This window comes from Methylocystis sp. B8 (assembly GCF_005771425.1).
GTDB lineage: Bacteria > Pseudomonadota > Alphaproteobacteria > Rhizobiales > Beijerinckiaceae > Methylocystis.
This window is the reverse complement of record NZ_VBTZ01000001.1, coordinates 131,304-153,705: the sequence shown is the minus strand read 5'-3', so window position 1 is coordinate 153,705 and position 22,402 is coordinate 131,304. Positions and strand designations below refer to the sequence as shown.

29 protein-coding genes and 3 pseudogenes are annotated in these 22,402 nt (G+C 61.5%); 25 read left to right on the top strand and 7 right to left on the bottom strand.

The window, feature by feature from the left end; genetic code table 11:
- Nucleotides 1–71 precede the first annotated feature (71 nt).
- The gene (locus FEV16_RS00775; RefSeq protein WP_138165707.1) at nucleotides 72–1,265 is read left to right on the top strand and encodes a GTP-binding protein; all 1,194 of its coding nucleotides are present in this window, start codon (nucleotides 72–74) and stop codon (nucleotides 1,263–1,265) included.
- Between the two features lie 2 nt (nucleotides 1,266–1,267).
- Here the strand turns inward: FEV16_RS00775 and FEV16_RS00770 are convergent, their stop codons facing one another.
- On the bottom strand, nucleotides 1,268–2,590 hold the full coding sequence (locus FEV16_RS00770) for a cation:proton antiporter (protein WP_138165706.1): 1,323 nt from the start codon (nucleotides 2,588–2,590) through the stop codon (nucleotides 1,268–1,270).
- A gap of 177 nt (nucleotides 2,591–2,767) precedes the next feature.
- On the opposite strand from FEV16_RS00770, the gene FEV16_RS00765 reads away from it, so the two are divergent.
- From FEV16_RS00765 to FEV16_RS00755, 3 genes are read left to right on the top strand one after another with little or no spacing between them, the layout of a single operon-like run.
- Nucleotides 2,768–3,535 (top strand): ComF family protein, encoded by a 768-nt coding sequence (locus FEV16_RS00765; protein ID WP_138165705.1) that lies wholly within the window; start codon nucleotides 2,768–2,770, stop codon nucleotides 3,533–3,535.
- Nucleotides 3,536–3,556: 21 nt separating this feature from the next.
- Entirely contained in the window at nucleotides 3,557–3,829 is a 273-nt protein-coding gene (grxC, locus tag FEV16_RS00760) for a glutaredoxin 3 (RefSeq protein ID WP_138165704.1), read from the top strand.
- Nucleotides 3,826–4,224: a DUF1178 family protein gene (locus tag FEV16_RS00755; RefSeq protein WP_138165703.1), complete on the top strand. Its 399-nt coding sequence runs from the start codon at nucleotides 3,826–3,828 to the stop codon at nucleotides 4,222–4,224. Before grxC ends, FEV16_RS00755 begins: the two co-directional genes overlap by 4 nt.
- A 98-nt stretch (nucleotides 4,225–4,322) precedes the next feature.
- On the opposite strand, the gene FEV16_RS00750 is transcribed toward FEV16_RS00755, so the two are convergent.
- Nucleotides 4,323–4,652: a hypothetical protein gene (locus FEV16_RS00750; protein WP_138165702.1), complete on the bottom strand. Its 330-nt coding sequence runs from the start codon at nucleotides 4,650–4,652 to the stop codon at nucleotides 4,323–4,325.
- Between the two features lie 313 nt (nucleotides 4,653–4,965).
- On the opposite strand from FEV16_RS00750, the gene FEV16_RS00745 reads away from it, so the two are divergent.
- Nucleotides 4,966–5,172 carry a hypothetical protein gene (locus FEV16_RS00745; protein WP_138165701.1) on the top strand — a complete coding sequence of 69 codons (207 nt, stop codon included), beginning with the start codon at nucleotides 4,966–4,968 and terminating at the stop codon, nucleotides 5,170–5,172.
- A gap of 105 nt (nucleotides 5,173–5,277) precedes the next feature.
- Here the strand turns inward: FEV16_RS00745 and FEV16_RS00740 are convergent, their stop codons facing one another.
- Genes FEV16_RS00740 through FEV16_RS00730 form a run of 3 tightly spaced genes read right to left on the bottom strand, consistent with a single transcriptional unit; the run spans nucleotide 5,278 to nucleotide 8,715 of the window.
- Nucleotides 5,278–5,880 carry a DUF1254 domain-containing protein gene (locus tag FEV16_RS00740; protein WP_138165700.1) on the bottom strand — a complete coding sequence of 201 codons (603 nt, stop codon included), beginning with the start codon at nucleotides 5,878–5,880 and terminating at the stop codon, nucleotides 5,278–5,280.
- A complete protein-coding gene (locus FEV16_RS00735; protein WP_138165699.1) occupies nucleotides 5,871–6,461 on the bottom strand; it encodes a DUF1214 domain-containing protein in 591 nt (196 codons plus the stop codon). The genes FEV16_RS00740 and FEV16_RS00735 overlap by 10 nt, the downstream gene beginning before the upstream one ends.
- A 16-nt stretch (nucleotides 6,462–6,477) precedes the next feature.
- The gene (locus FEV16_RS00730) at nucleotides 6,478–8,715 is read right to left on the bottom strand and encodes a PBP1A family penicillin-binding protein (protein ID WP_138165698.1); all 2,238 of its coding nucleotides are present in this window, start codon (nucleotides 8,713–8,715) and stop codon (nucleotides 6,478–6,480) included.
- Between the two features lie 139 nt (nucleotides 8,716–8,854).
- Here FEV16_RS00730 and FEV16_RS00725 point away from each other — a divergent pair, with 139 nt between their 5' ends.
- The 20 genes and pseudogenes from FEV16_RS00725 (at nucleotide 8,855) to FEV16_RS00635 (ending at nucleotide 21,337) form a co-directional block, all read left to right on the top strand.
- On the top strand, nucleotides 8,855–9,367 hold the full coding sequence (locus FEV16_RS00725) for a YcgN family cysteine cluster protein (RefSeq protein ID WP_138165697.1): 513 nt from the start codon (nucleotides 8,855–8,857) through the stop codon (nucleotides 9,365–9,367).
- Between the two features lie 286 nt (nucleotides 9,368–9,653).
- Nucleotides 9,654–9,992: a hypothetical protein gene (locus FEV16_RS00720; protein WP_138165696.1), complete on the top strand. Its 339-nt coding sequence runs from the start codon at nucleotides 9,654–9,656 to the stop codon at nucleotides 9,990–9,992.
- Complete coding sequence (locus FEV16_RS00715) at nucleotides 9,982–10,599, top strand: hypothetical protein (protein ID WP_138165695.1); 618 nt, start codon at nucleotides 9,982–9,984, stop codon at nucleotides 10,597–10,599. The genes FEV16_RS00720 and FEV16_RS00715 overlap by 11 nt, the downstream gene beginning before the upstream one ends.
- 236 nt (nucleotides 10,600–10,835) lie before the next feature.
- Nucleotides 10,836–11,363: a hypothetical protein gene (locus tag FEV16_RS00710; protein WP_138165694.1), complete on the top strand. Its 528-nt coding sequence runs from the start codon at nucleotides 10,836–10,838 to the stop codon at nucleotides 11,361–11,363.
- A complete protein-coding gene (locus FEV16_RS00705; RefSeq protein WP_246657101.1) occupies nucleotides 11,329–12,648 on the top strand; it encodes a terminase family protein in 1,320 nt (439 codons plus the stop codon). Before FEV16_RS00710 ends, FEV16_RS00705 begins: the two co-directional genes overlap by 35 nt.
- A 69-nt stretch (nucleotides 12,649–12,717) precedes the next feature.
- Nucleotides 12,718–13,875 (top strand): annotated as a pseudogene (locus FEV16_RS17110) (phage portal protein); the annotation flags it as partial.
- 39 nt (nucleotides 13,876–13,914) lie between these two features.
- On the top strand, nucleotides 13,915–14,529 hold the full coding sequence (locus FEV16_RS17395) for an RNase A-like domain-containing protein (protein ID WP_281404840.1): 615 nt from the start codon (nucleotides 13,915–13,917) through the stop codon (nucleotides 14,527–14,529).
- Nucleotides 14,530–14,545: 16 nt separating this feature from the next.
- Nucleotides 14,546–14,848 carry a hypothetical protein gene (locus tag FEV16_RS00695; protein ID WP_138165692.1) on the top strand — a complete coding sequence of 101 codons (303 nt, stop codon included), beginning with the start codon at nucleotides 14,546–14,548 and terminating at the stop codon, nucleotides 14,846–14,848.
- A gap of 28 nt (nucleotides 14,849–14,876) precedes the next feature.
- Nucleotides 14,877–15,431: pseudogene (locus FEV16_RS00690) on the top strand (phage portal protein); the annotation flags it as partial.
- Nucleotides 15,416–15,604: a hypothetical protein gene (locus FEV16_RS00685; RefSeq protein ID WP_138165691.1), complete on the top strand. Its 189-nt coding sequence runs from the start codon at nucleotides 15,416–15,418 to the stop codon at nucleotides 15,602–15,604. The pseudogene FEV16_RS00690 and the gene FEV16_RS00685, both read left to right, overlap by 16 nt.
- The gene (locus tag FEV16_RS00680; protein WP_138165690.1) at nucleotides 15,601–15,774 is read left to right on the top strand and encodes a histidine kinase; all 174 of its coding nucleotides are present in this window, start codon (nucleotides 15,601–15,603) and stop codon (nucleotides 15,772–15,774) included. Before FEV16_RS00685 ends, FEV16_RS00680 begins: the two co-directional genes overlap by 4 nt.
- 143 nt (nucleotides 15,775–15,917) lie before the next feature.
- Nucleotides 15,918–17,011 (top strand): annotated as a pseudogene (locus tag FEV16_RS00675) (phage major capsid protein).
- A gap of 70 nt (nucleotides 17,012–17,081) precedes the next feature.
- Nucleotides 17,082–17,657, top strand: coding sequence for a phage head-tail connector protein (locus tag FEV16_RS00670; RefSeq protein ID WP_138165689.1), 576 nt, complete (start codon nucleotides 17,082–17,084; stop codon nucleotides 17,655–17,657).
- Nucleotides 17,654–17,980, top strand: coding sequence for a phage head closure protein (locus tag FEV16_RS00665; protein ID WP_138165688.1), 327 nt, complete (start codon nucleotides 17,654–17,656; stop codon nucleotides 17,978–17,980). Before FEV16_RS00670 ends, FEV16_RS00665 begins: the two co-directional genes overlap by 4 nt.
- A 10-nt stretch (nucleotides 17,981–17,990) precedes the next feature.
- Nucleotides 17,991–18,404, top strand: coding sequence for a DUF3168 domain-containing protein (locus FEV16_RS00660; RefSeq protein WP_138165687.1), 414 nt, complete (start codon nucleotides 17,991–17,993; stop codon nucleotides 18,402–18,404).
- A 1-nt stretch (nucleotide 18,405) separates the two neighbouring features.
- Nucleotides 18,406–18,627 carry a hypothetical protein gene (locus FEV16_RS00655; RefSeq protein ID WP_138165686.1) on the top strand — a complete coding sequence of 74 codons (222 nt, stop codon included), beginning with the start codon at nucleotides 18,406–18,408 and terminating at the stop codon, nucleotides 18,625–18,627.
- Nucleotides 18,593–18,808: a hypothetical protein gene (locus FEV16_RS00650; RefSeq protein WP_210234855.1), complete on the top strand. Its 216-nt coding sequence runs from the start codon at nucleotides 18,593–18,595 to the stop codon at nucleotides 18,806–18,808. Before FEV16_RS00655 ends, FEV16_RS00650 begins: the two co-directional genes overlap by 35 nt.
- A gap of 77 nt (nucleotides 18,809–18,885) precedes the next feature.
- Entirely contained in the window at nucleotides 18,886–19,239 is a 354-nt protein-coding gene (locus FEV16_RS00645; RefSeq protein ID WP_138165685.1) for a PepSY domain-containing protein, read from the top strand.
- A 24-nt stretch (nucleotides 19,240–19,263) separates the two neighbouring features.
- A complete protein-coding gene (locus FEV16_RS00640) occupies nucleotides 19,264–19,947 on the top strand; it encodes a response regulator transcription factor (RefSeq protein WP_138165684.1) in 684 nt (227 codons plus the stop codon).
- 4 nt (nucleotides 19,948–19,951) lie between these two features.
- Nucleotides 19,952–21,337, top strand: coding sequence for an ATP-binding protein (locus tag FEV16_RS00635; RefSeq protein ID WP_138165683.1), 1,386 nt, complete (start codon nucleotides 19,952–19,954; stop codon nucleotides 21,335–21,337).
- Between the two features lie 13 nt (nucleotides 21,338–21,350).
- Here FEV16_RS00635 and FEV16_RS00630 read toward each other — a convergent pair whose 3' ends face one another.
- Together FEV16_RS00630 and FEV16_RS00625 are read right to left on the bottom strand one after the other, a co-directional pair.
- Complete coding sequence (locus tag FEV16_RS00630; protein ID WP_138165682.1) at nucleotides 21,351–21,746, bottom strand: DUF3126 family protein; 396 nt, start codon at nucleotides 21,744–21,746, stop codon at nucleotides 21,351–21,353.
- Between the two features lie 119 nt (nucleotides 21,747–21,865).
- The gene (locus tag FEV16_RS00625) at nucleotides 21,866–22,390 is read right to left on the bottom strand and encodes a hypothetical protein (RefSeq protein ID WP_246657100.1); all 525 of its coding nucleotides are present in this window, start codon (nucleotides 22,388–22,390) and stop codon (nucleotides 21,866–21,868) included.
- Between the last annotated feature and the right edge of the window lie 12 nt (nucleotides 22,391–22,402).

Genomic DNA, 22,402 nt, shown 5'->3' with positions numbered 1-22,402 from the left:
TCGTTTTCAGCGAAAATGCGAGCCTTCCGCGAGCAGGAAATTCTTTCTGCTCCGGCGTGAGCTCCGTCTAAATGAACGATTTCACCAATGCCGCCGCCCGTCGCACGGTGCGCGCAGCGCCGCCGTCGATTCCGCTCACCGTGGTTACCGGCTTTCTCGGCGCCGGCAAAACCACGCTGCTCAATCGACTGCTCGCCTCGCCGGCGCTGGCCGATACGCTCGTCCTCATCAATGAATTCGGCGAGATCGGCCTCGATCATCTCTTCATTGAGAAAATCGACGGCGACATGATGCTGATGAGTTCGGGCTGCGTGTGCTGCACGATCCGCGGCGATCTGGTGAACACGCTTGAAGACCTGCTGAAGCGTCTCGACAATGGCAGGATCAAGCCATTCAAGCGCGTCGTGCTGGAGACGACCGGCCTCGCCGATCCCGCGCCGATCCTGCACGCGATCATGTATCACCCCTATCTGATGATGCGCTATCGGCTCGACGGCGTCGTTACGCTCATCGACGCCGCGAATGGCGAGGCGACGCTCGACGCGCATGAGGAGGCCGTCAGGCAGGCGGCGGTCGCAGACCGGCTTGTCCTGACCAAAACGGATCTGCCTCGGGGCGCAGAGCGGCTCGACGCCCTGAAGGCGCGGCTTACGCGACTTAATCCCGGCGCGCTGCAGCTCGACGCGGCCAAGGGCGAAGCGACGCCGGAGGCGCTGATCAACTGCGGCCTCTATGATCCTGCGACAAAGACGCCGCGCGTGAAGGAATGGCTCAACGCCGAAGCGGTCGAAGCCGCGCAAGCGCATGGTCACGCCGGTCATGATCACGACCACGCGCCTCATGATGGAGCTCATGCGCATCACAGCCATGACGTGAACCGGCATGACGCGCATATTCGCGCTTTCTGCTTCTCCTCAGAGACGCCGCTGACGCCTGCCTCCTTCGATATTTTCATTGATCTTCTGCGCCACACGCATGGGCCGCGCATGTTGCGCGTGAAAGGAATCGTCGCGCTCGCTGACGATCCGTCGCGGCCCGTCGCGATTCATGGCGTACAGCATGTCTTTCACCCGCCGCATCGACTCGACGCTTGGCCTGATGCGGACAGGCGCACGCGCATCGTCTTCATCGTCAAGGATCTCGACGAAAGCTTCGTACAGGGACTCTACGGGGCGCTCGTCAATCACCCCGCGCCTGATCGCCCAGACGCGCAGGCGCTCATCGACAACCCGCTCGCGCCCACGCCGGGCGGCCTGCTCGGCTGAGCCTAATTTGCCGCGCGGTTGACGAGATCGAAGAGGCGCCGCTCGAAAATCTGGATGGCCTCGAGCCATTGAGGGGGAAGCTTGGCGAACGCGCGAGACGCCTGCGCAGAGAACCAATCGGCGACGGCGTGAGCGGCAAGCGATACGCTGCTCTCGGGGCGAGATTGCTGCTGCGCTCCACGAAGCCAAAAGGCCAGTGTCGGGAACACGGTGATGGTCATCATCGCGGCGCCCACAAGCGCGGTGGCCGTCCCTGGCGCCATCTGTCCCCTGCTCACGCCGAGATAAGTTAGCGCGACGACGAGCGACAGCGTCGTCGATGACAATAGCGCCAATGCCGGCATGTCGCGTTCCGGCAACGTCCCCCGGTAAATATTCATCGGCGCCAGGCGAATGAGCAGGAACGCCGTGCAAAAGAGAATGAAAAGCACAACGCTCGCTGGGCTCGTGACGAGCGCCATGAAGTCGAAGGCGGCGCCGCTCTCGATGAAAAACAGCGGAATCAAAAAACCTGAGCCAATGGCGGTCAAACGCTCTTGGAGAATTTCGGCCTTGGTGCCGCGCACGAGGATCGCGACGGCCATGCCCGCCATGTAGGAGCCAACCACAAGCTCCATGCCCAGCCTATCGGCGAATGAGATGAAGCCGAGCAAGATAACGAGCGAGATTCGAATGGGAAGAAGCTCGCTGTCGCCAAGCCAGCGCACAACGCTTTCTGTGAGGCGATCGGAACGCGCCCTTTTGAGCAAGAAAATCGTTGCGAGCCCGACGGCGATGAAGAGAGCGCTCAGCAGCGTCTGATGGAGATGATGATTGTGATGCGCCAGAACGATCGAAGCGAGAACGAGCGGGCCGAGTTCGCTGACGGCCGCGACGCCAAGGACGTAATGTCCAAATTCGTCATCAAGATTCCCGGTCTGCCGCAACATGGGGATCAATATGCCGAAGGCCGTCGTGGGCAGGATCAGCGCGACGAGAAACGGCGCCTCGACGAGGCCAACAAGGTACAGCATTCCGGAAATGACGATCGAGAGGCCCAATGAAGCGAGCCAGGCAAAAAACCCAAGTCGAAGCGGCTTTCCTCTTATCTCATTCTGGTTGAACTCGAACCCCGCCTGGAAAAACAAATAGACGAGACCAAACTCCCTTAAAAAGTCGAGGGCGCCATCCGCCGTCACCAGCCCCGCCCCATGTGGGCCGACAAGCATGCCCAGCAGCAGCTCGATGGCGACGATCGGCGCGCGGGCAAAAGCCGGAACTCTGTTGATCAGCGGCGCGAGCACGGCGATACAGGAGATGACAAAGAGCGTGTGGAATTCATTCATGACGCGCCGATCTCCTACGGGCTCCGCTTCGACACTGTAATGCCGGCTTGTCGACGGCCCGACAAGCCAAACGATTCTTTTCCTGACCCCAACCATGCGTTAGGGTTCCGCCCGCGCTCACCCCCTGATTTCACCAAGAGGCGGCGGCCGCTAGGCTGATTAAATGGGTTTCGCCTAATGAACTGGCGCGGAGAGACGGACCTGCTTCGGCCTCTCGCACGGGCGGGACATGCGCTTCTCGATCTCGTCTATCCGCCGTCCTGCCTCATCTGCCGAAAAGCCGTTGCAGCCCACGGCGCGATCTGCGCCGAATGCTGGCGCGACATCGCCTTCATCGAGCGGCCCTACTGCGAGCGACTCGGCACGCCTTTCGAACGCGACCTTGCGCAGCCGGGCTTGATTTCGCTCGAAGCCGCCGCCAATCCGCCGGCCTTCGGCCGCGCCAGAGCCGTCGCCCGCTACGACAGCGACAAGGCGCGCGCTTTGGCGCACCGTTTGAAATATTACGACCGGCTGGAGCTCGCCGAGCCGATGGGCCGCTGGATGGCGCGCGCCGGCGCCGAACTTCTCGCAGATGCAGACATTATCGTGCCCATCCCCTTGCACCGGTTGCGGCTTTTTACGCGCCGCTTCAATCAGTCGGCGGCGCTTGCGCAGGCGATCTCGCGCATCAGCGCCGTGCCGGCGGCGATGATGGCGCTTGAGCGCGTCAAGCCCAGGGCGCCGCAGGTCGGGCTGACGCGGGCGCAGCGCGCCGCCAATCTCTCCGGCGCGTTTCGGGTATCCCCCGAGCGGGCCGACGCTATCGACGGACGCAATGTCGTGCTCGTGGACGACGTGCTGACCACGGGCGCGACCGCCAATGCGGCCACGCGCGCGTTGCTCAAGGCTGGCGCGGCGCGGGTCGATCTTCTCGTCTTCGCGCGGGCCGTGACAAGCGCGTAGAGGCCGGCGTATAAGCGCGCCATGGCCCCCCGCATCGAAATCTACACCACGCCGACCTGCCCCTACTGCATCGCCGCGAAGCGTCTGCTGACGCAAAAGGGCGCCGAATTCGAAGAAATTTCCGTGGCGTGGGACCCGCTCGGACGCCGCCGCATGAGCGAGCGCGCCGATGGCCGCTCGACTGTGCCGCAGATTTTCATTGACGACCAGCATATCGGCGGCTGTGACGATCTCTACGCTCTCGAACGCGAGGGCGAACTCGACGTGCTCCTCGCCGGCGGAGCTGCGGCATGATTCGCTATTCGCTCATCTGCGACGCAGGTCACAGCTTCGACAGCTGGTTTCGCGACTGCGCGAGCTTTGAGAAGCAGGCGGCTGAAGGACGGATCGCCTGTCCCTTCTGCGAGTCGACGAAGATCGCACGCGACGTGATGGCGCCCAATGTCGCCAAGCAGCGTGACGATTCAGCGCGCGATCTGCGCATGAAGCTGCGCGAGCTGCACGACACGGTCGTCGCGAACACGGAAGATGTCGGCGATCGCTTTCCGGAGGAAGCGCGCGCGATGGAGGATGGCGAGACGGAGCGACGCGCCATCCGCGGCCGCGCAACTTTCGAAGAAGCGAAGGCATTGCTCGAAGAGGGAATCGAGATTCTACCGCTTCCGGGTCTGCCGAGCGACGGCAACTGACGCACGGCTGTTCGTTTCACACGAAGCGAAAACTTCCCAATGTCATTCCCGACGCGCGAAGCGCGATCGGGAATCCAGAAAAGCCAATTGTGCGCAGCCTATTTTGACCGAACTTTTCTAGCTCGTCCTTTTGGATCATAATTAAAAAGGATAATTGGCGTCTCATTCCCGTCGTCATCAAATGCATTCCAAACGTTCACCTTCCTGCTGGCGAGCGCGGCTTCGAAAAGCTGACCTTCGGTCATGAGACATTCGGCCATAAGATGCGGCAATCGGCGCGCCTGCCCTTTCTCCACGCTAAATTTCAGATAGGTTTCAAGTATTCTTATGCGCTGACGTTTTAGGCGAAAAAAGTAAACCGCCGTGGCGGTCGCTACGACGGCTGTTAAAATTGTCGCGCAGTTTGATGCTATCGATAATAAGTCCATTAGATGGAACTCTCCTCTACTAACTCTTCCATAGACCAAAGCCGGCGATGGACCAGGATATCCGCACTCTCAGCCGGCATTGAGAATCAACATGGCGGCGTTACCTCTCTTGTCGAATCCCCCCCGTCAAAAAGACATTCCAAGGCCAGACCGCATGGGAAGGCGTGGTTGAGGTATTCGACTTAGAAGGCAACTCGCACGCGACGCAAGCCGACCCGCGTCTCCTATTGAAAGAAGCGACAGGTGTCGGTTCTATGCGGTGTTACATATAGCGGGATACGGCGCATCGCGTTAGATCCGGAGGAAAGTAGCAATGAGCGGCAAGAGACGCACTATCGAAATACATATTGTGATGACCGAGTCCGGTAACTTCGTTGTTGATGATGATGCCAACGCAGCCGCTGAGCGAGCCGAAGAAGAATTTCCCGATGATGACGTGCGTCAAGTTGCTCTCACTATCGAATTACAACCTCCTAGCGCCATGCCTCAGCCAATTGCCAAGATAGTTCGGATCGACTGATTGACGCTTGTCGGCAATTTAGGACAACATCCAATTGTTGCGCGATCTTGCTCTGGATTCCCGATCAGGCCTTCGGCCTGTCGGGAATGACAGCCTGCAAAAATGCTATCCCTGCGGCAGATCGAAACGCTGGCAGGTGATCGCGTTCAGACGGCTTCGCGCGCGCTCCTGATCGGAAGGACGCTTGGCGAAGGAGCGGATCAAAACGAAGCCGCGTTTCGTCGGCGCCGTGAGCCGCACTTCTTGCGGCGGCGGTGCGTCGCCTTCGTCAGCGCTCACCAGCGCGTCGATCTGGCGGGCGTCGCCGACGACGATGTCGATCTTGCCTTTGATCGCCGAGCGATCGGTCATCGAATGATAGATGCGGCCGGCGCTGGCGTGAAACGAAAGTCCGAGATAGTCCTCGCCGTCGACGCTTGTCTTGACGCGCAGCGGACCTTTGGCGAGATCATAGACGCAGACGGCCTCGGCCAACGCCGGATCTTCGAAGGGAAGCATTTCGGCGCCGGGCGTCATTTGCGGCAACAGCACCAGCCCCTCAGCCGGAGCGGCGCTCTTCACATAGGCCGCAAGCCGCGCCAGAGCGTCGCGCGGCGCAACGCTCGGCATCAACAGAACCGAGACGACATGCACGATCCCGGCGATGAACAGCGTCGCGATGACCCACGGCGCGAGGTCGAGATAGCGATCTGGAATGTTTAAGCGCATCCGAGTTTCACGATCTTGGGAAAACTATTGGGATCCGGATTTGAATCGATGTCGAGCGACGTATCGTAGAATCGCAGCATAACGACGAAGTCGCGCGCCTCGCCCGGCGACAGCCAATTGCCGGGCCGCGCCTCACGCGCGACGTCGATTTCAAAGTCGCCGTCCTCCTTGCGCAAAACGTCGACCGAAGAATAGCCATAGCGCTCGGCTGAATTGGCGAGGAGACGTCCATCGGGGCTCGCGAGCGCAATTGTCCAGTAGCGCGCGGAAGGCAGGGGATCGACGATGCGATATTCGCAATCGGCGTTAAGCGGCGCGCCATTCGAGTCCGTTCGCGCGATGAAGGCCAGTCCCTGATCGCGCCCGAGCGGCGCCTCCCCCGAACGCGCTACGACCGCCCGCGCATAAGGATCGATGTCGGCGGCGCCGGTGTGCGGCCACGAGATCCATGGCCCGGCGCGCAGCGAATTGAAGCCGTAGCCGGCGTTGAGCGACAGCACGGTCACGAGCAGGCCAATGATGAGGCCGGCGATCATCACCGAGCCGGCGCGCAGATAATTTGCATAAGGCTTGAGGTCCAAGGAAGCGCTCCCGCCGCTAACGCACGACGCCGTCGGCGGCGCCATTTGCGCGCTGCGCCTCATGCCGCATGGCGTCGTACGCGGCGTTTTCCGGCGCTTCGATCGCGCTCTGCTTGTCGCCGCCAACAGCTTTGATCTTCGTTTGAATCGATTCGAGCGCCTGGATCGCGCCCTTAGATAGGGTCGCCGGACGCTGCGGCGCGCCAAGTTCGACCGGCTTCACCACATTTGCGTTGGCGACGGCCGTCACGCTCTTTGGATCGGGCTTCAATCCGACGATGGGCTTCAACGTCGCGCCCTGATGCGCATAGGCCATGATGTCGTGCCAGGTGCCAGCCGGCAGCGTGCCGCCGGTCATATTATTCATCGGCGCGTTGTCGTCGTTGCCATACCAGACGCAGCCGCCCATCGTTCCGGAATAACCGCAGAACCACGCGTCCTTATAGCCGTTCGTGGTGCCGGTCTTGCCGATGACGTCGATGCCTTCGCCAAGCTGCGCGCGTTTGCCGGTGCCTTCCTCGACGACCTTCTTCATCATGCCGGCAAGCTCCACGACCTTGTCGAACGGCACCGCCTGCTGTTGCGGCGGCGCGTCACGGTCATGGCGATAGAGCAGATCGCCCTGGCGGTTGCGGATCTCGACGGCGGCGTAAGGCGTGACCTTTTTGCCGCCGTTGACGAAGGCGGCGTAGGCCGCGGAATGTTCAAGCGGAATGACGTCGCTCTGGCCGACGGGAAGCGAGGGCGTATCTTCGAGCGGCGTGGTGATGCCGAGCCGCCGGCAGGTGTCGATGATCTTGGCGCGGCCGATGCGCGAATCGCCCTTGCCGATCGCTTGCGACAGCTGGATGGCGATCGTGTTCAAGGATTTCGCCAAGGCCATGGCGAGCGGCAAGGAGCCGGCATAGCCGCCGCTGTAATTATGCACGCAGTAATTGCCGATACAGGTCGGCCGGTCGGTGACGATGGTCGTCGGCTTGAAACGCCCAGTCATCAGCGCGGTGAGATAGACGTAGGGCTTGAAAGAGGAGCCCGGTTGGCGCGCGGCGTCAGTCGCGCGATTGAACTGGCTTGCGCCATAGTCCCGGCCGCCGACGATGGCGCGCACCGCGCCGTCGGGCTCCATCACGACCGCGGCGCTCTGCTTGGCGTGGAAGGCGCGGCCCTGCTCGCGCAGATTGGTTTCAATCACCTCTTCGGCGCGCTGCTGGATGTTGGAGTCGAGCGCGGTGCGCACGTGCAGCACGCGATTGTCGCCGAGCTTGCCCTCCTGAGCGAGCCTGCGGATTTCCCCATAGGCGTAGTCGAGATACCAGTCGGGGCTCGTTTCGCGCGCGCGGTCGATCGGCGTCGCGGGATTGCGCAGCGCCGGGATGATCTGGCTTTCGGTCATGAAGCCCGAGTCGACGAGATTATTGAGCACGTCATTGGCGCGCGCGCGCGCCGCCGGAAGATTGACGTGCGGCGCATATTTCGTCGGCGCCTTGAAGAGGCCGGCGAGCATCGCCGCCTCTGAGAGGGTGACGTCCTTGACCGACTTGCCGAAATAGAATTCGGCGGCCGCCTGAATGCCGAAGGCGCCGCCGCCCATATAGACGCGATCGAGATAGAGCTTGAGGATTTCGCGCTTCGTTAGATGGTGCTCGAGCCAGAGCGCGAGAAAGGCCTCGTTGATCTTGCGGGTGATGGTTCGCTCGTTCGACAGGAAAAGATTCTTGGCGAGCTGCTGGGTGATGGAGGAGCCGCCCTGCACCACGCCCGATGACCGTGCGTTGACGGTCAGCGCCCGCAGCGTGCCGATCACATCGATGCCGAAATGCTCGTAGAAGCGCCGGTCTTCCGTCGCCAGCACCGCTTTAACAAGGTGATCGGGATATTGCTCGAGCGGCACCAGATCGTCATGCTTGATGCCGCGCTGGCCGACCTCGGCGCCGTAGCGGTCGAGGAAGGTGACGGCGAGATCGGTCTGCTTGAGCCAGTTCTCGTCGCTTGTCATCTGAAAGGCCGAGGACGCCAGCGCCATCGCGACGATGCCGGCGCCAAGTCCGAGCGTCAGCGCCTCACAGGATAATTCCACGCCGACCCGGGCGACGCCGGAGACGTGGAAGCGCTCCATGAAGGTGGAGAAATCTTCATAGCGCTCACGGGCGCGCCGCCCGCTCTGAAACATGGCGGAATCGATCAGCGCGTCGATCGCGAGCAGGATGCGCCTTAAGCGCTTAGCGAAAGCAGAGGCCTGGAAACGCTCCCACACAGCTCAAATGCCTCCCGCGCGGCAAAACTTACCGGCGCCTTGTGGACGTTAACACTTTTTAAACCATCTTGACGACAGTCCGCGCGACCCACATTGCGTTATGGTTTCTGTCGCGCAAAGCGCAAGTAGAAAGAGAAGGATGGCGTTAAAAAAAGGCGAAAATGCCCTGTCCGTTTATCCCGCTCGGACCGAGACGCCGTTCTGGGAAAAGCCGCTTTCGGACTTGACCCGCGCCGAGTGGGAGCGGCTTTGCGACGGCTGCGGCCGTTGTTGCCTGGTGAAGCTCGAAGACGATGACACCGGCGCGATTTATCACACGAGCGTCGCCTGCAAATTGCTTGACCAGCAGAGCTGCCGCTGCGCCGACTACCCCCGGCGGCGCCGATATGTGCCCGACTGCGTGCGGCTAACCCTCGAAAAGCTCAAAGATATTCGCTGGCTGCCGCCGACCTGCGCCTATGTCCTGCGCTTTCAGGGCAAACCGCTGCCCCCCTGGCATCCGCTGATCTCGGGCGATCCCGAGAGCGTCCATCGCGCCGGAGTCTCCGTGCGCGGCCGGGTCGAGGCGGGCGAGGACGAGGTCGACACCGACGATCTGCCGGATTTTATCAGGCTTTGGCCGAAGCGCTGGCCGAAGAAGGCGCGATATTGAGGGCTCGCATAGGATTTTTTCTCCATGCGGATTTTATTCCTTGACAGCCGGACGATGGTCCTATAAAAAAACGCCATGCTCCAAAATTGCGCTTGAGCGGCGCGAACGAGTTTTACCGGCGCGGCGTCCTCCTCCCCTCCCCCGCGCCCTCCTGATCCCCTCGCGCTTCAAGACGCATCTCTTGAGGCCGAGGGGATCTCTTTTGGCCACCATGACTTGATCCCTATCAACTTGATCTTAGATCAATCGTCCATTAATCTCTCTCAGCAACGCTGGAGGGATATGAATGTCAGCCGCGCCGGAACCGCAATTTGCGACGGAAACTGTCTGGATTCGTGAATATGCGGCGACCTATTTGCCGCGCGAGACTGGCTTCACATACACGCCAGAAATGCTGAGGCGAGAGAATGTATCCGTCGTGGACCTGCGGAACGTTTTTCGCTTAGGCACGGTTACCTACGCAAACAAACTCGATGGCCCTGGAGCGCTATGGATAATAGAGGGCAGCGATGGCGATGGGGGCAGTATTTGTGCACAGCTGTGGGTCATTTCTGAAACTCTAGAAGTGACTGTGCGACGAGTTAAGAGAGTGAAGACACTGGAGGAGCCGGGCAATGCAGCATGAACGAACTGGGAGCGTTCCTGTTGTTCGAAAGCCATATGACATGGACACTCTGGGAGCGCCGTTTAAGGTCATACTTCATAGTGGCGTGGAGTTTGGCGTTGATAAGCAAACAGGTGAGGAGACTGTAAAAATCCCTGACACGATCGGCTTGATCAATGCGGTCGTGCGGGCAAGAGTTTGCCATAAGAGGAAGCTAAATGGGAGCGAATTAAAATTCATCAGGAAAGCACTCGGTGTAAAGGCAAAAATAATCGCTGAGTTCTTGGATATGACGGCTGAGCATTTCTCGCGTTGCGAGAGTGGGCAAAAAGTCATGTCCGCTCAGGCGGAGAAACTTTTTAGGATGGCGGCCTTTTCGTCGTCGTTCTTGAAAAATCCGGAGGACATGTTCAATCGCAATATAGCTGCTACAGACATGCCCATGCCTACCAACGTTACGAAAAAGGCGGTGGACAGCGCTATCGACTTGGTGAAGTCATTTATAACAATGAAAATTGAAGCTTTTCACAGTCCTTCTGAAAAGCTTGTATTTCATTTTTGGCGCCGCAAAGGGCCAGAATGTGTAGCGGATGATGAGGACAATTGGTCAGATCGAGCCGCCGCATAATCAACTTTGCACGAGCTGGAAGATTTTTTCCAGCCCGTGCAAAAGTAAAACGTCACTCCGACGACCTCTTTGCCACCGAAATAGTTCCGCGGAAGAAGCAATATCGGGAATCCAGGCGACATCTCTGGATTCCCGATCAGGCGTCCGGCCTGTCGAGAATGACACGCGCGGACTTTAGCAAATAGCGCCACTAACAAATCAAACTCAGTTGCTAACCAATTTCCGGAGACTCGCAGATGCGAGCCAAATCCGCGCCGCCGCGCGATGAAAAAATTGCGCAGGCGAAGCTTCTCTATGACTCTGGCGTCACGCCGATCCGCGAAATTCTCGAACTGCTCGGCATGAGCGTCGGGCAATTCCGCCGCTTTCGGGAGAACAACGGCTGGCCGCTACGCGCTTCAGCCTGCGCGCCGAAGAAGACGCAAGAGGCTGCGCCCGCAACAAAGAAACCGCGCGACGCGAACCGTCTCATCGCGCGGCTCGAAGACGCGGTCGAACAGGAATTCGCCCGCGCCGAAGCGGCGCTCGCCAAACATGCGCCAAAGACCATCGAGGCGAGCGCCCGCACGCTCGCAAGCCTCGTCAAGACGCTCGCCGAATTGAAGCGTATGCGGCGCGAGAACGAGGATCGCGAGAACGACGCAGATGACAGCGAGCAAGCCGCGAGCGACGGAGGCGACGCGCCGCCCCGCGAATTGGCCGAACTCCGCGCGGAGCTTGCTCGACGGCTTGAACGATTGCGCGGCGCAGGGCCGACTGAATGACGCGCTCGAAAGTTTTAGCGCGCGAGAACTCGCGCGGCTTCTCGATGATTGGGAATTCGTCGCGCGCCGCGATCAATGGCCGCCGGCGCTCGCCGCCAATGGCGCGCCCTGGCGCACATGGCTCATTCTTGGCGGGCGCGGCGCGGGCAAGACCCGCGCCGGCGCCGAATGGGTGAAGGCGCTGGCGCTCGGGCGCGCGCAATTTTCGCTCGCGCCGCTCGGCCGCATCGCGCTTGTCGGCGAGACGGCGGCCGATGTTCGCGAAGTGATGGTCGAAGGCGTGTCGGGGCTTCTCGCCGTGCATGGAAGGCGCGATCGGCCGCGCTGGGAGACGACGCGCAGACGGCTCGTCTGGGACTCTGGCGCCGTGGCGCAAGCCTTCTCGGCCGAAGATCCGGAAAGCCTGAGGGGCCCTCAGTTTCACGCCGCCTGGTGCGACGAACTCGCCAAATGGCGCTACGCCAGGGAGACTTGGGACATGCTGCAATTCGGCCTGCGTCTCGGCGACTGGCCGCGCCAACTTGTGACGACGACGCCGCGTCCGTTGCCGCTTTTAAAAGAGCTGATCGCCCATCCAACAAGCGTCGTGACCCGCGCACTAACGCGCGAGAATGCGGCCAATCTCGCGCCCTCCTTTCTCGAAAGCGTCGTCGCGCAATATGCCGGCACGCGATTGGGGCGTCAGGAGCTCGACGGCGAAATCCTCGACGAGCGCAAGGACGCGCTCTGGACCCGCGACATGCTGGAGCGCGCCCGCGTGCATGAGGCGCCGCCGTTAAGGCGCATCGTCGTCGCCGTCGATCCGCCGGCGAGCTCCGGCAAGCGCGCCGACAATTGCGGTCTCGTCGCCGCGGGCGTCGAAGAGGCGGGCGCGCTTTACGTTCTCGCCGATGCGACATTGTCGGCGGCGCGGCCGGCGCAATGGGCGCGCGCGGCGATCGCGCTCTATCACAAGCTCTCGGCCGACGCGCTTGTCGCCGAAGTCAATCAGGGCGGCGAAATGGTGCGGGCGGTGCTCAACGAAGCCGACCCGTCTGTCCCGGTGACGATGACGCGGGCGACCCGCGGCAAATATTTGCGCGCCGCCCCGGCGGCGCAGCTTTACGAACAGGGGCGCGTCAAACATGTCGGCGCCTTTCCGGCGCTCGAAGACGAAATGTGCGATTTCGCCGCCGACGGACTTTCATCCGGCCGAAGTCCCGACCGGCTCGACGCGCTGGTCTGGGCGATTACGGCGCTTGCCTTGACGCCGAAAGCGCCCGAGCCGCGCATGCGAAGAGTGTAGCGCGAAATACCCTCTCCCTTTGGGAGAGGGTAAACGCGCGCTGCTTTACGTTTTTCTCAAGGACCCTTCATGCCCTCTCTGCTCTCGCGACTCATCGGCGCGGTCGCGCCGGCGCGCGAAACCAAATATTCGCGCGCGGCGAAGCTGCTCGCCATGCATGCGCTCGGACAGCCGCATTGGAGCGCGCGCAATTCGACGGTGCTGACCCGCGAAGGCTATGAGCGCAACGCCGTCTGCCATCGCTGCGTGCGCATGGTGGCGGAAGCCGCCGCCTCGGTGCCCTGGCTCGTCTATGCGGGCCGCGACGAGGCGGTCGACCATCCGCTGATCTCGCTCATCGAGCGCCCCAATCCGCTCGACACCAGCGCCTCCTTCATCGAGGCGATCTGCGCCAATCTGCTGCTTTACGGCAACGCCTATGTCGAATCGGTTCTGATCGACGAGGAGCTACGCGAACTCTATGCGCTGCGGCCCGACCGCATGAGCATCGAGGCGGGACGCAATGGCTGGCCCGCGGCCCTCATCTATCGCGCGTTGGGTCAGGAAGCGCGCTACGAGATGCGCGGCGACGGGATCGAGCCGATCCTGCACATCAAATTCTTCAACCCGCTCGACGATTATTACGGCTTTCCGCCGCTCGCCGCCGCGCAAGTGGCGCTCGACACGCATAACGCCGCGAGTTTCTGGAACAAGGCGCTCTTGGACAATTCCGCGCGGCCTTCCGGCGCCCTCGTCTATGCGGGGCCGGAAGGCGCGCATCTGACCGACGAGCAATTCTCGCGCTTAAAGGAAGAGCTGGAGGAGAATTTCTCCGGCGCGACCAACGCCGGGCGGCCGCTGCTGCTCGAAGGTGGCCTCGACTGGAAGGCGCTGTCGCTTTCGCCGAAAGACATGGATTTCACCGAGTCGAAAGCGGGCGCGGCGCGCGAGATCGCGCTCGCCTTCGGCGTGCCGCCGCTGCTCCTGGGTCTTCCTGGCGACAACACCTTCAGCAATTACGCCGAGGCCAATCGCGCCTTCTGGCGCCAGACCGTGTTGCCGCTCGTCGCGCGCGTGCAGAAGAGCTTTCAGGCCTGGCTGCAGCCGGGGTTCGGTCCCTTTCGTCTCGACTATAATGCCGACCGTCTCGAAGCGCTGGCGAGCGAACGCGCGGCCGAATGGGAGCGCGTCGGCAAGGCCGCCTTTCTTACGCTCGACGAGCAGCGCGAAGCGCTCGGCTATGGCCCGGCGCCGAAAGAGGCGCACTTCGCCAAACGCGATGTCGCGCTGGAGCGCCGCTATAGTCCGAATCAACCGCGCGTCCCGGCGGGAATTTTCGGCGCTGGTCGATGGACGGACGGCGGGAGCGGTGGAAGCGGCGACTGGAACGGAAGCAACGATTCGGCCGATAGTTCGGCCGTTGCGCCGAGGATTAGAACGGCACAAAACGAGAGTCGTGATCGGTACATCGTCAAACTGAAAGATGAAGAAGGCTACGGCCACACAATTGAGCGGCACGTTGGCAAAAGTGATGATGAGTTGCTCGCCGCAATTGAGAAAGAGCGAACAACGACACGAACGGCCGCTGCGCGCGTCGTAAAGTATCTGCGGGTTGTTGGTTCATTTGATTCCCATGAATCGGCGAACGACTTCGTCAACCGTGTGTTGGAGGCCAACAAGGACCTGGTGGATGCGGTTGCCGAGGGAAAGTCGCCTGAAGCAAAGATTGAGCGCATATTCGGATATCGCACCGGCAAGGAAGCTTATTTGGCATCAGGAATTTCCACTCCTGTTATCCGACAGACATTTGGCGTGCGTGTTATCATAGTAAGGGATTCTAAGGCTGAGAAAGGCTACAGAGTACTAACCGCATTCCCGATGAACCCGCGACCACTCGAGTAGACGAAGGAAATTTGTCATGAAGGTACCCGACGCATTGTACGAGATGTGCGGTTGGTTCGACCTCGAGCTCGAGGAAAACATTCCAGAAGGCTCGGACGACATCTCGTACGCGATCGGACATCTCAGTGAGGACGAAAAGGGGATCGTCAAGGATTTTCTAACTGAAATCTTGACGGGCGATCCCAGCGACAAGGAATTGGAGGCTGTTTGGTTTGACGGCGGCGCACGCGTTGGCTTTGCCGATCAACAACACTATCGAGTTTATCTTGAAGAGATATGGCGACGACTGAAAGCTGAAGGCTCTTCGCAAGGGGAGTGAAGAACCGCTCGGCGAAAGAGGACGAGCGCATAACGCCGCGAGTTTTTGGAACAAGGCGCTCTTGGACAATTCCGCGCGGCCTTCCGGCGCCCTCGTCTATGCGGGGCCGGAAGGCGCGCATCTCACCGACGCGCAATTCTCGCGCTTAAAGGAAGAGCTGGAGGAGAATTTCTCCGGCGCGACCAACGCCGGCCGGCCGCTACTGCTCGAAGGCGGGCTCGACTGAAAGGCGCTGTCGCTCTCGCCAAAGGACATGGATTTTACCGAGTCGAAAGCGGGCGCGGCGCGCGAGATCGCGCTCGCCTTCGGTGTGCCGCCGTTGCTGCTGGGTCTTCCGGGGGACAACGCCTTCAGCAATTACACAGAAGCCAATCGCGCCTTCTGGCGCCAGACCGTTCTGCCGCTCGTCGCGCGCGTGCAGAAGAGTTTTCAGGCCTGGCCGCAGCCGGGCTTTGGCGCCTTTCGTCTCGACTATAACGCCGATCGTCTCGAAGCATTGGCGAGCGAACGCGCAAGCGAATGGGAGCGCGTCGACACGAGCGCTTCGCTCGAAAGAAGCCATCGTTCATGTCCGACATTCTGAACGCCATCTTGGAGCGCGGCGATCTCGCGCATCTCGCGCTGTTTCTGTGGGCCTGCGCGGCTACAGCGCAAGCCTATCTCGCCATGCGGGAACTCGGCGAGGCGACACGCCGCCTCGACGCTTTCGTGCGCGAACTCGCGCGCTTCAATAGACGCTGCAGGAGCGATTCATGAGTTGGAAAAATTGGCCGCCGCATTTTGTCAGGCGTCCGCGCGCGCGCAATGTGCGTCGCGAAGACCCTTCCGCCGTCTTCAAGACCTTCGTCGAATTGCTGGCGCAACTTCGCGCCGAGGCGCGCGCAGCGAGCCATGCGCCGATCAACGCCCAGGCGGAGAAGAGCTGATGGCGGCGTTGCGAAGAACTGGCGCGCCGGAGGTAAAGCGCGCAGAACAGCCGCTGCTGCAGGCGAATGAGGCTGGCGCCTTCTCCCGCCGGCTCGAGCCGCGCGGGTTTTTTATCCCCCGCATCAACACGAGGCTCCTGCACATGTCAGCACTTGAAACAAAATCCGCCAGCGAGGACATTCTCGCCGATCTCAATCGCGCCTTTTCCGCGTTTAAGGAAACCAACGACGAGCGCCTGACGCAGCTCGAGAGCCGCCTCGGCGCCGATGTCGTGACGGAGGAGAAACTCGCGCGCATCGACCACGCGCTCGACGATACAAAGAGCCGGCTCGATCGCCTGGCGCTCGAAATGTCGCGGCCGCGCATCGGCGGCAAGCTTGTCGACGATCACAGCGGCCGCGAGCATAAGAGCGCGTTCAATCATTACATGCGCTCCGGCGAAGCGAGCGGGCTGAAGGCGTTCGAAGCCAAGGCGCTGTCGCGCGGCTCCGGCCCCGACGGCGGCTATCTCGTGCCGTTGCCAACGGAGCGCGAAGTGCTGCGCAGGCTCGCGAAACTCTCGCCGACATGACCTTCCCGGCGATGGAGCTTTACGCCATGCCGGCGGCGACTCAAGCGCTGCTCGATGACTCCGTCGTCGACATCGAACAATGGATCGCCGAAGAAGTGCAAACCGCCTTCGCCGAACAGGAAGGCGCGGCCTTCGTTAATGGCGACGGCGTGAACAAGCCCAAGGGCTTTCTCGCCTATGCGACGATCGATGACGCGAGTTGGACCTGGGGCAATATCGGCTATGTGCCGACGGGCGCCGCCGGCGCCTTCGCCGCTTCGAACCCGTCCGACGCTCTCGTCAATCTCGTCTATGCTCTACGCGCGGCTTTTCGCCAGAACGCCAAATTCGTCATGGGGCGGCGCGCGCAGTCGCTCGTGCGCCAATTCAAGACGACGACCGGCGATTATATCTGGGCGCCGCCCGCGACCGCTGACGGCGCCGCGTCGCTGATGAACTTCCCCGTCGTCGAAGCCGAGGATATGCCTGACCCGGCCGCCAATTCGCTCTCTATCGCTTTTGGGGATTTCGAGCGCGGCTATGTGGTCGTCGATCGCGTCGGCATTCGCGTGCTGCGCGATCCCTATTCCGCCAAGCCCTATGTGCTGTTCTACACGACGAAGCGCGTCGGCGGCGGCGTGCAGAATTTCGAGGCGATCAAGCTGTTGAAGTTTGCGGCCTCGTAATCCCCTGCCAACTTTGGACGGCCGCGACGGAAGGCTCGCGGCCTTCTCTTACCCCAACACAGGATGCGCGATGCGACCGATGCTCATCGGCGCGCCGGCGATCGAGCCCGTCTCGCTCGCCGACGCAAAATCATGGTTGCGCGAAGACGGCGTTGAAGAGGATCAACTGATCCAGACGCTGATCGTCGCCGCGCGCATGACGCTTGAAGCCTATACGCGACGCTTCTTCGTCACACAAAGCTGGCGTCTCATTTTCGACTGCTGGCCATCCTCGGCCATTTGCAACGCCACGCTCTACATTCCCTTTGCGCCCTTTCAGTCAGCGACGGCGATACGCATTTTCGATTCAAACGACGCAGCGCAAACGCTCGCGGCGGCGGCGTATCGTGCGCCGTCATCGTCGGAGGGTGGCCGCATCAGCTTCAAATCGGCGCCGCCAGCGCCGGGGCGCGCGACGGATGGAATCGAAATCGATTTCGCCGTCGGTTATGGCGCGCTTGCGAGTGAGATTCCGCAGCCGCTGCGTCACGCTATCCTCACGCTCGTCGCGCATTGGCGGGAACATCGCGGCGATAACGGCGACGACGCTTTGCCCAATGCGGTCGCGCAGCTTGCCGCGCCGTTTCGCCGGGAGCGGCTGCTGTGAACGGCGCGAACATCGGCGCGCTGCGGTTTCGGGTGACGCTGGAGGCGCCGATCGACGCGCCTGACGGCGCTGGCGGCTTTTCACGCAGCTTCACGCCGGTCGCGAATCTCTGGGCGCGCATTGCCCTTTCGAGCGCGCGCGAGGATTTTATCGAGCAGCGCGCCGAACAGGCGACGAACCACGTCGTGACGATCCGCTGGCGCAACGATGTCACAAAAGACATGCGCGTCCTTCATCGCGGCCGCAAGCTTCGCATCCAATCGGTTTTCGACCCAGACGAGCGTCGGCGCTTTCTGATCTGCCAGTGCGAAGAAATTACCTAAAGGACTCGTCATGAGCGCTTCACCTGTGGTCGCGCTGCGCAAAGCGATCCGCGTCTATCTGCTCGCTGACGCAGGCTTCACCGCTGTCCTTGGCGAGAAGCTCTACGACGAGGCGCCGCGCGGGATGGAACCGCCCTATGCGCTTTTCGCCGAAGCGCAGCTGCGCGATTGGTCCTCCGATCTTTCGCGCGGCGCCGAGCAATTGTTCACCATAGGCGTCACGTCGACGATGCGAGGACTATCGGAGGCGCTCGATCTCGCGCAGCGCATCGCCGATCTGCTCGACGAAGCGCCGCTCACTCTGCAGGACCATCGGCTCGTCGATCTGCGCTTTCTCTCGATGGAGACGCGTCGTGATCAGAACGGCCGCATCGCACGAGTCAATCTGCGCTTTCGCGCGACAACGCCGCCGGGAACGGCCTGACATGCCGAAGCTCGTTGCGCTGTGTCTCGTCGTGGTCGCTGGCGTCGTCGCCTATGCGCTTGGGCGCGCGGCGCTGGCGCGCCTTGTGGCGAGCGGCGTCGACGCGGAGAAGGCGCGTCGCGCCGAAGCGGATTTGATCGCGGCAAAGCGGCAAGCCGAAATCATGGTTGCGCGCAGGAGCATAGAGAATGTTGCGGAAGATCTCGATCTTGGGCGCTTTTAGCTTCGCTCTTGCGGCATGCCAGTCGACGGGCGGCGGTTGTCCGCCGCTCGTCGTCTATTCGCTCGAAGAGCAAAAAATTGCGGCGAAGCAATTGCGGGCCCTGCCAAAAAACACGCCCCTCGCCGCCATGATCATCGATTACAAGAAGACACGAGACGCTTGCCGCGCCTCTGGAAGTTAGGGCGGCGTAGGCCGCGTCTCTTTGCTATTCATTGCGCATTCATCGCTTTCGGTCGAATATGCGCCGGGGAGAGGCGCATGCTGGCCGCCGGACGGTATCTGAGACGGGTCGCCGTCGCCGCTCTTGCGGCGACGGGCGCCTTCGCGCGCCCCACTGCCGCCCGCGTCGAAGAATTGCTGGGGGCGCGGATGCAATGCTTCACCATGGCTCAAGCGCGCGGCAAGATTGAAGCGCATAAGCTTGCGGATCCTTTCAGGAGCATGCGGGAGATTGCGCTACGCCTGCAGGGCGAACCGCTCAGGGCCCGGCTGTGTCAATTGGGCGAAAGCCTTATTTATGAGATCAGCCTGCTGCGCCGGGATGGCCATATCGTCAAAATTCATGTCGACGCGCTCAGCGGACAGCCTCATTCTAGCTCTATAGAAAACTGAGCATAAGCACGCAGGGAGGACGCATTGCGGCTGCTCGTCGTTGAAGACGACAAGGATCTAAATCGACAGATCGTTCGCGCGCTCGAACAGTCGGGCTATGCGGTGGATCGCGCCTTCGACGGCGAGGAAGGATGTCATCTCGGCGAGACTGAACCCTATGACGCCGTCGTCCTCGACATCGGCCTCCCGAAGAAGGACGGCGTAACCATTCTCGAAGAATGGCGCGCCGCCGGCCGGGATATGCCGGTGCTGATATTAACCGCGCGCGACCGCTGGAGCGACAAGGTGCAGGGCTTCGACGCCGGCGCCGACGACTATGTTTCAAAGCCCTTCCACATGGAGGAAGTGCTCGCCCGCATCCGCGCGTTGCTGCGTCGCGCGACAGGGCATGCGACGAATGAAATCGTCTGCGGCGCCGTGCGACTCGACACGAAAGCTGGCCGAGTCGTCGTCGACGGCGCGCCGGTAAAGCTCACTTCACATGAATATCGGCTGCTCGCCTATCTGATGCATCACAGCGGACGCGTCGTTTCCCGCAGCGAAATCATCGAACATTTGTACGATCAGGATTTCGATCGCGACTCCAACACCGTCGAAGTGTTCGTCGGCAGGCTGCGCAAAAAGCTCGGCGTCGACCTCATTCAGACCGTGCGTGGGCTTGGCTACATGGCGGCCGCGTCGGCAAAGGACGCTGGCGAAAAACGTTAGGCGTATGCGCCTGCCGATCGGCTCCATTCGCTCTATCGCGGCGCGTCTTTTTCTGACGGCGGCGGCGATGAGCCTTGTCGTTCTGCTCATCGCCAGCATTCTTCTTACCGCCTACTACCGAAGCGAGGCGGAAGAGGTCTTCGAACGCCGCCTCGACGTTTACCTGCGCGCTATCGTGGCGGACGTGTCCGAGTCCGGACAGGAGGGACGCACCGGCCCCGGCCAGCTTGGCGATCCTCAATTCGAATTGCCGGGCTCGGGCTGGTATTGGCAGATCACCCGGCTCGACGACAAATCACACGAAATAAAAGCGTCGCGCTCGCTCTTCACCGGAACGCTGCCGAAGCTCTCCGATCTCGGCGTCCCGGCGGAGGTCGGCGGCTTTCGACGTGGTTACGCGCTTGGGCCTGATGGACGGCGGCTGCGGATCGTCGAGCGCGTCATCGACGTTGGCGACGTCGGCATCTATCTCGTGCAGGTCGCCGGCAGCGGCGAAGAGATGGAAGAGCAGATCGGGCGTTTTCGCTTTGCGTTGATCGTCGCCTTCGGCGCGCTAGCGATTGCGCTCGCGATCGGCGCCGCCTTCCAAGTCCGTTTCGGCTTGCGTCCCTTGCGGCAATTACAGCGCGAACTTGCTTCTATCCGTCGCGGAGAGCGGGAGCGCATCATGGGGAATTACCCGAGTGAAGTTGCGCCGCTTGCCGACGAGCTCAATCTGCTTATCAGCGCCAATCGCGACATTCTCGAACGCGCCCGCACGCAGGTCGGCAATCTTGCCCATGCGCTGAAAACGCCGCTCTCCGTCATCGTCAACGAAGCCGACGCCGCGCCAGGCCAACTCGCCCAGAAAGTTCAAGAACAGGCGCAGATCATGCGCGATCAGATTTCCTTCTACCTCGATCGGGCGCGGGCGGCGGCGCGCGGCGGCGCGCTTGGCGCCGCGACGCCGGTTGCGCCGTCGATCGACGCTTTGCTTCGGGCTTTCAGCAAAATTTATGGCGATACGGGCGTGATCTTTTCCGGCGGCGCCGATCCGCTGCTACGCTTTCTCGGCGAGCGCCAGGATCTCGAAGAAATGATCGGCAATCTGCTTGATAACGCCGGCAAATGGGCGAAGAGCCGCGTCACCATCGACGTTTCTGTTGATAGCGGCGAAACCGCATCGCGGCCGGCGCTGCGCGTCATCATCGACGACGATGGGCCGGGACTCGCCTCACATTTGCGCGCGACTGCGACGCAGCGCGGCCGACGACTCGATGAAACCAAGCCTGGATCTGGTCTTGGATTGTCGATCGTCGTCGATCTCGCCGCCGCCTATGGCGGCTCGCTACAGCTCAACGACAGTCCTAGCGGAGGTCTCCGCGCGGAGCTTCGATTGCCCGGATTTTAAAGCGCGTTTCGCGCTACTCGTCCTCGAGATCGAAATCGAGAATGGCGACTTGCAGCGTGAAGCTCGAAAGTTTGGGATCGTCGGCCGAGATGACGCCTAAGAATTCCCCGTCGGAATTGAGTTCGACAGAATCGGTCTTGCGCCCGCGCGCCGCGATCGACAAGCGATCGTTCTCAAAAAGCTTGCGCAAATAGGACTGCAACACTTCGCGTCCGACGGGAATTTTCATCTCAAAAGCGAATGAGCGGTCGCCGTCCTCGTCATCGACAGAGATTGACGCGATCCTTCGCTCGCCAAGATGAACGGCCGCATCTTCTGGATTTTTCGGATCGGCTGCGACGCGAATGCCGTCATTGCCGAGCGAACGGCGCAAGAAGGACTGCAGCTTTCGCAATTCAATTTTGTCCAAACGCCGGCCCTCGTTTGTCGGTCTGCTTCATTCCTCTGCCATGTGCGGCGTCGCCGAGCAAGGGCGCGCAAAAAACCCGACGGCGAGACCGTCGGGTTCTATGCTTGGCGCGCTCGGTCTTATTCGCCGGCGGCCTTCAGCCGCTTGTTGCATTCGCTCCAATATTTCGGCCAGGTGATTTTTGCATCCGTCTTTTTGAGTTCGGCCTTTTTTGCTTTCCATTCGGCGGCGCATTTCTTCTGACGCTCGCGCAATGCGGCCTGCGTATCCTTCGCCGGCTTGGCGGCAGGCTTGGCCTCCGTCATCGCAGGCGGAGCGGGCTCCGCGGGCTTCGCCTCGGTCGCCGGCGGCGGGGTTGGCTTCGACTCAGCGGCGGCTGGCGGCGGCTCCACTGGCTTCGCTTCGGCGGGTTTCGCTTCAGCCGGTTTCTCTTCTGGCTTGGCCTGCTCGGATAGGCGGGCGCGACACGCCTTCAGAAAGTCTTGCCAGCTCTGTCCGCCCAGCTCATTGGCGGCTTTGGCGGCCTGATATTGCGATCCGCATTCCTTCAACACATTGGCCTGAGCATACGCCGCCTGCGAACCGGCGACGCCGACGGCGAGGGCGAAAAGGCCGGCCGCAGCGTGAGAAACAGCGATCCCCATATAAATCTCCAT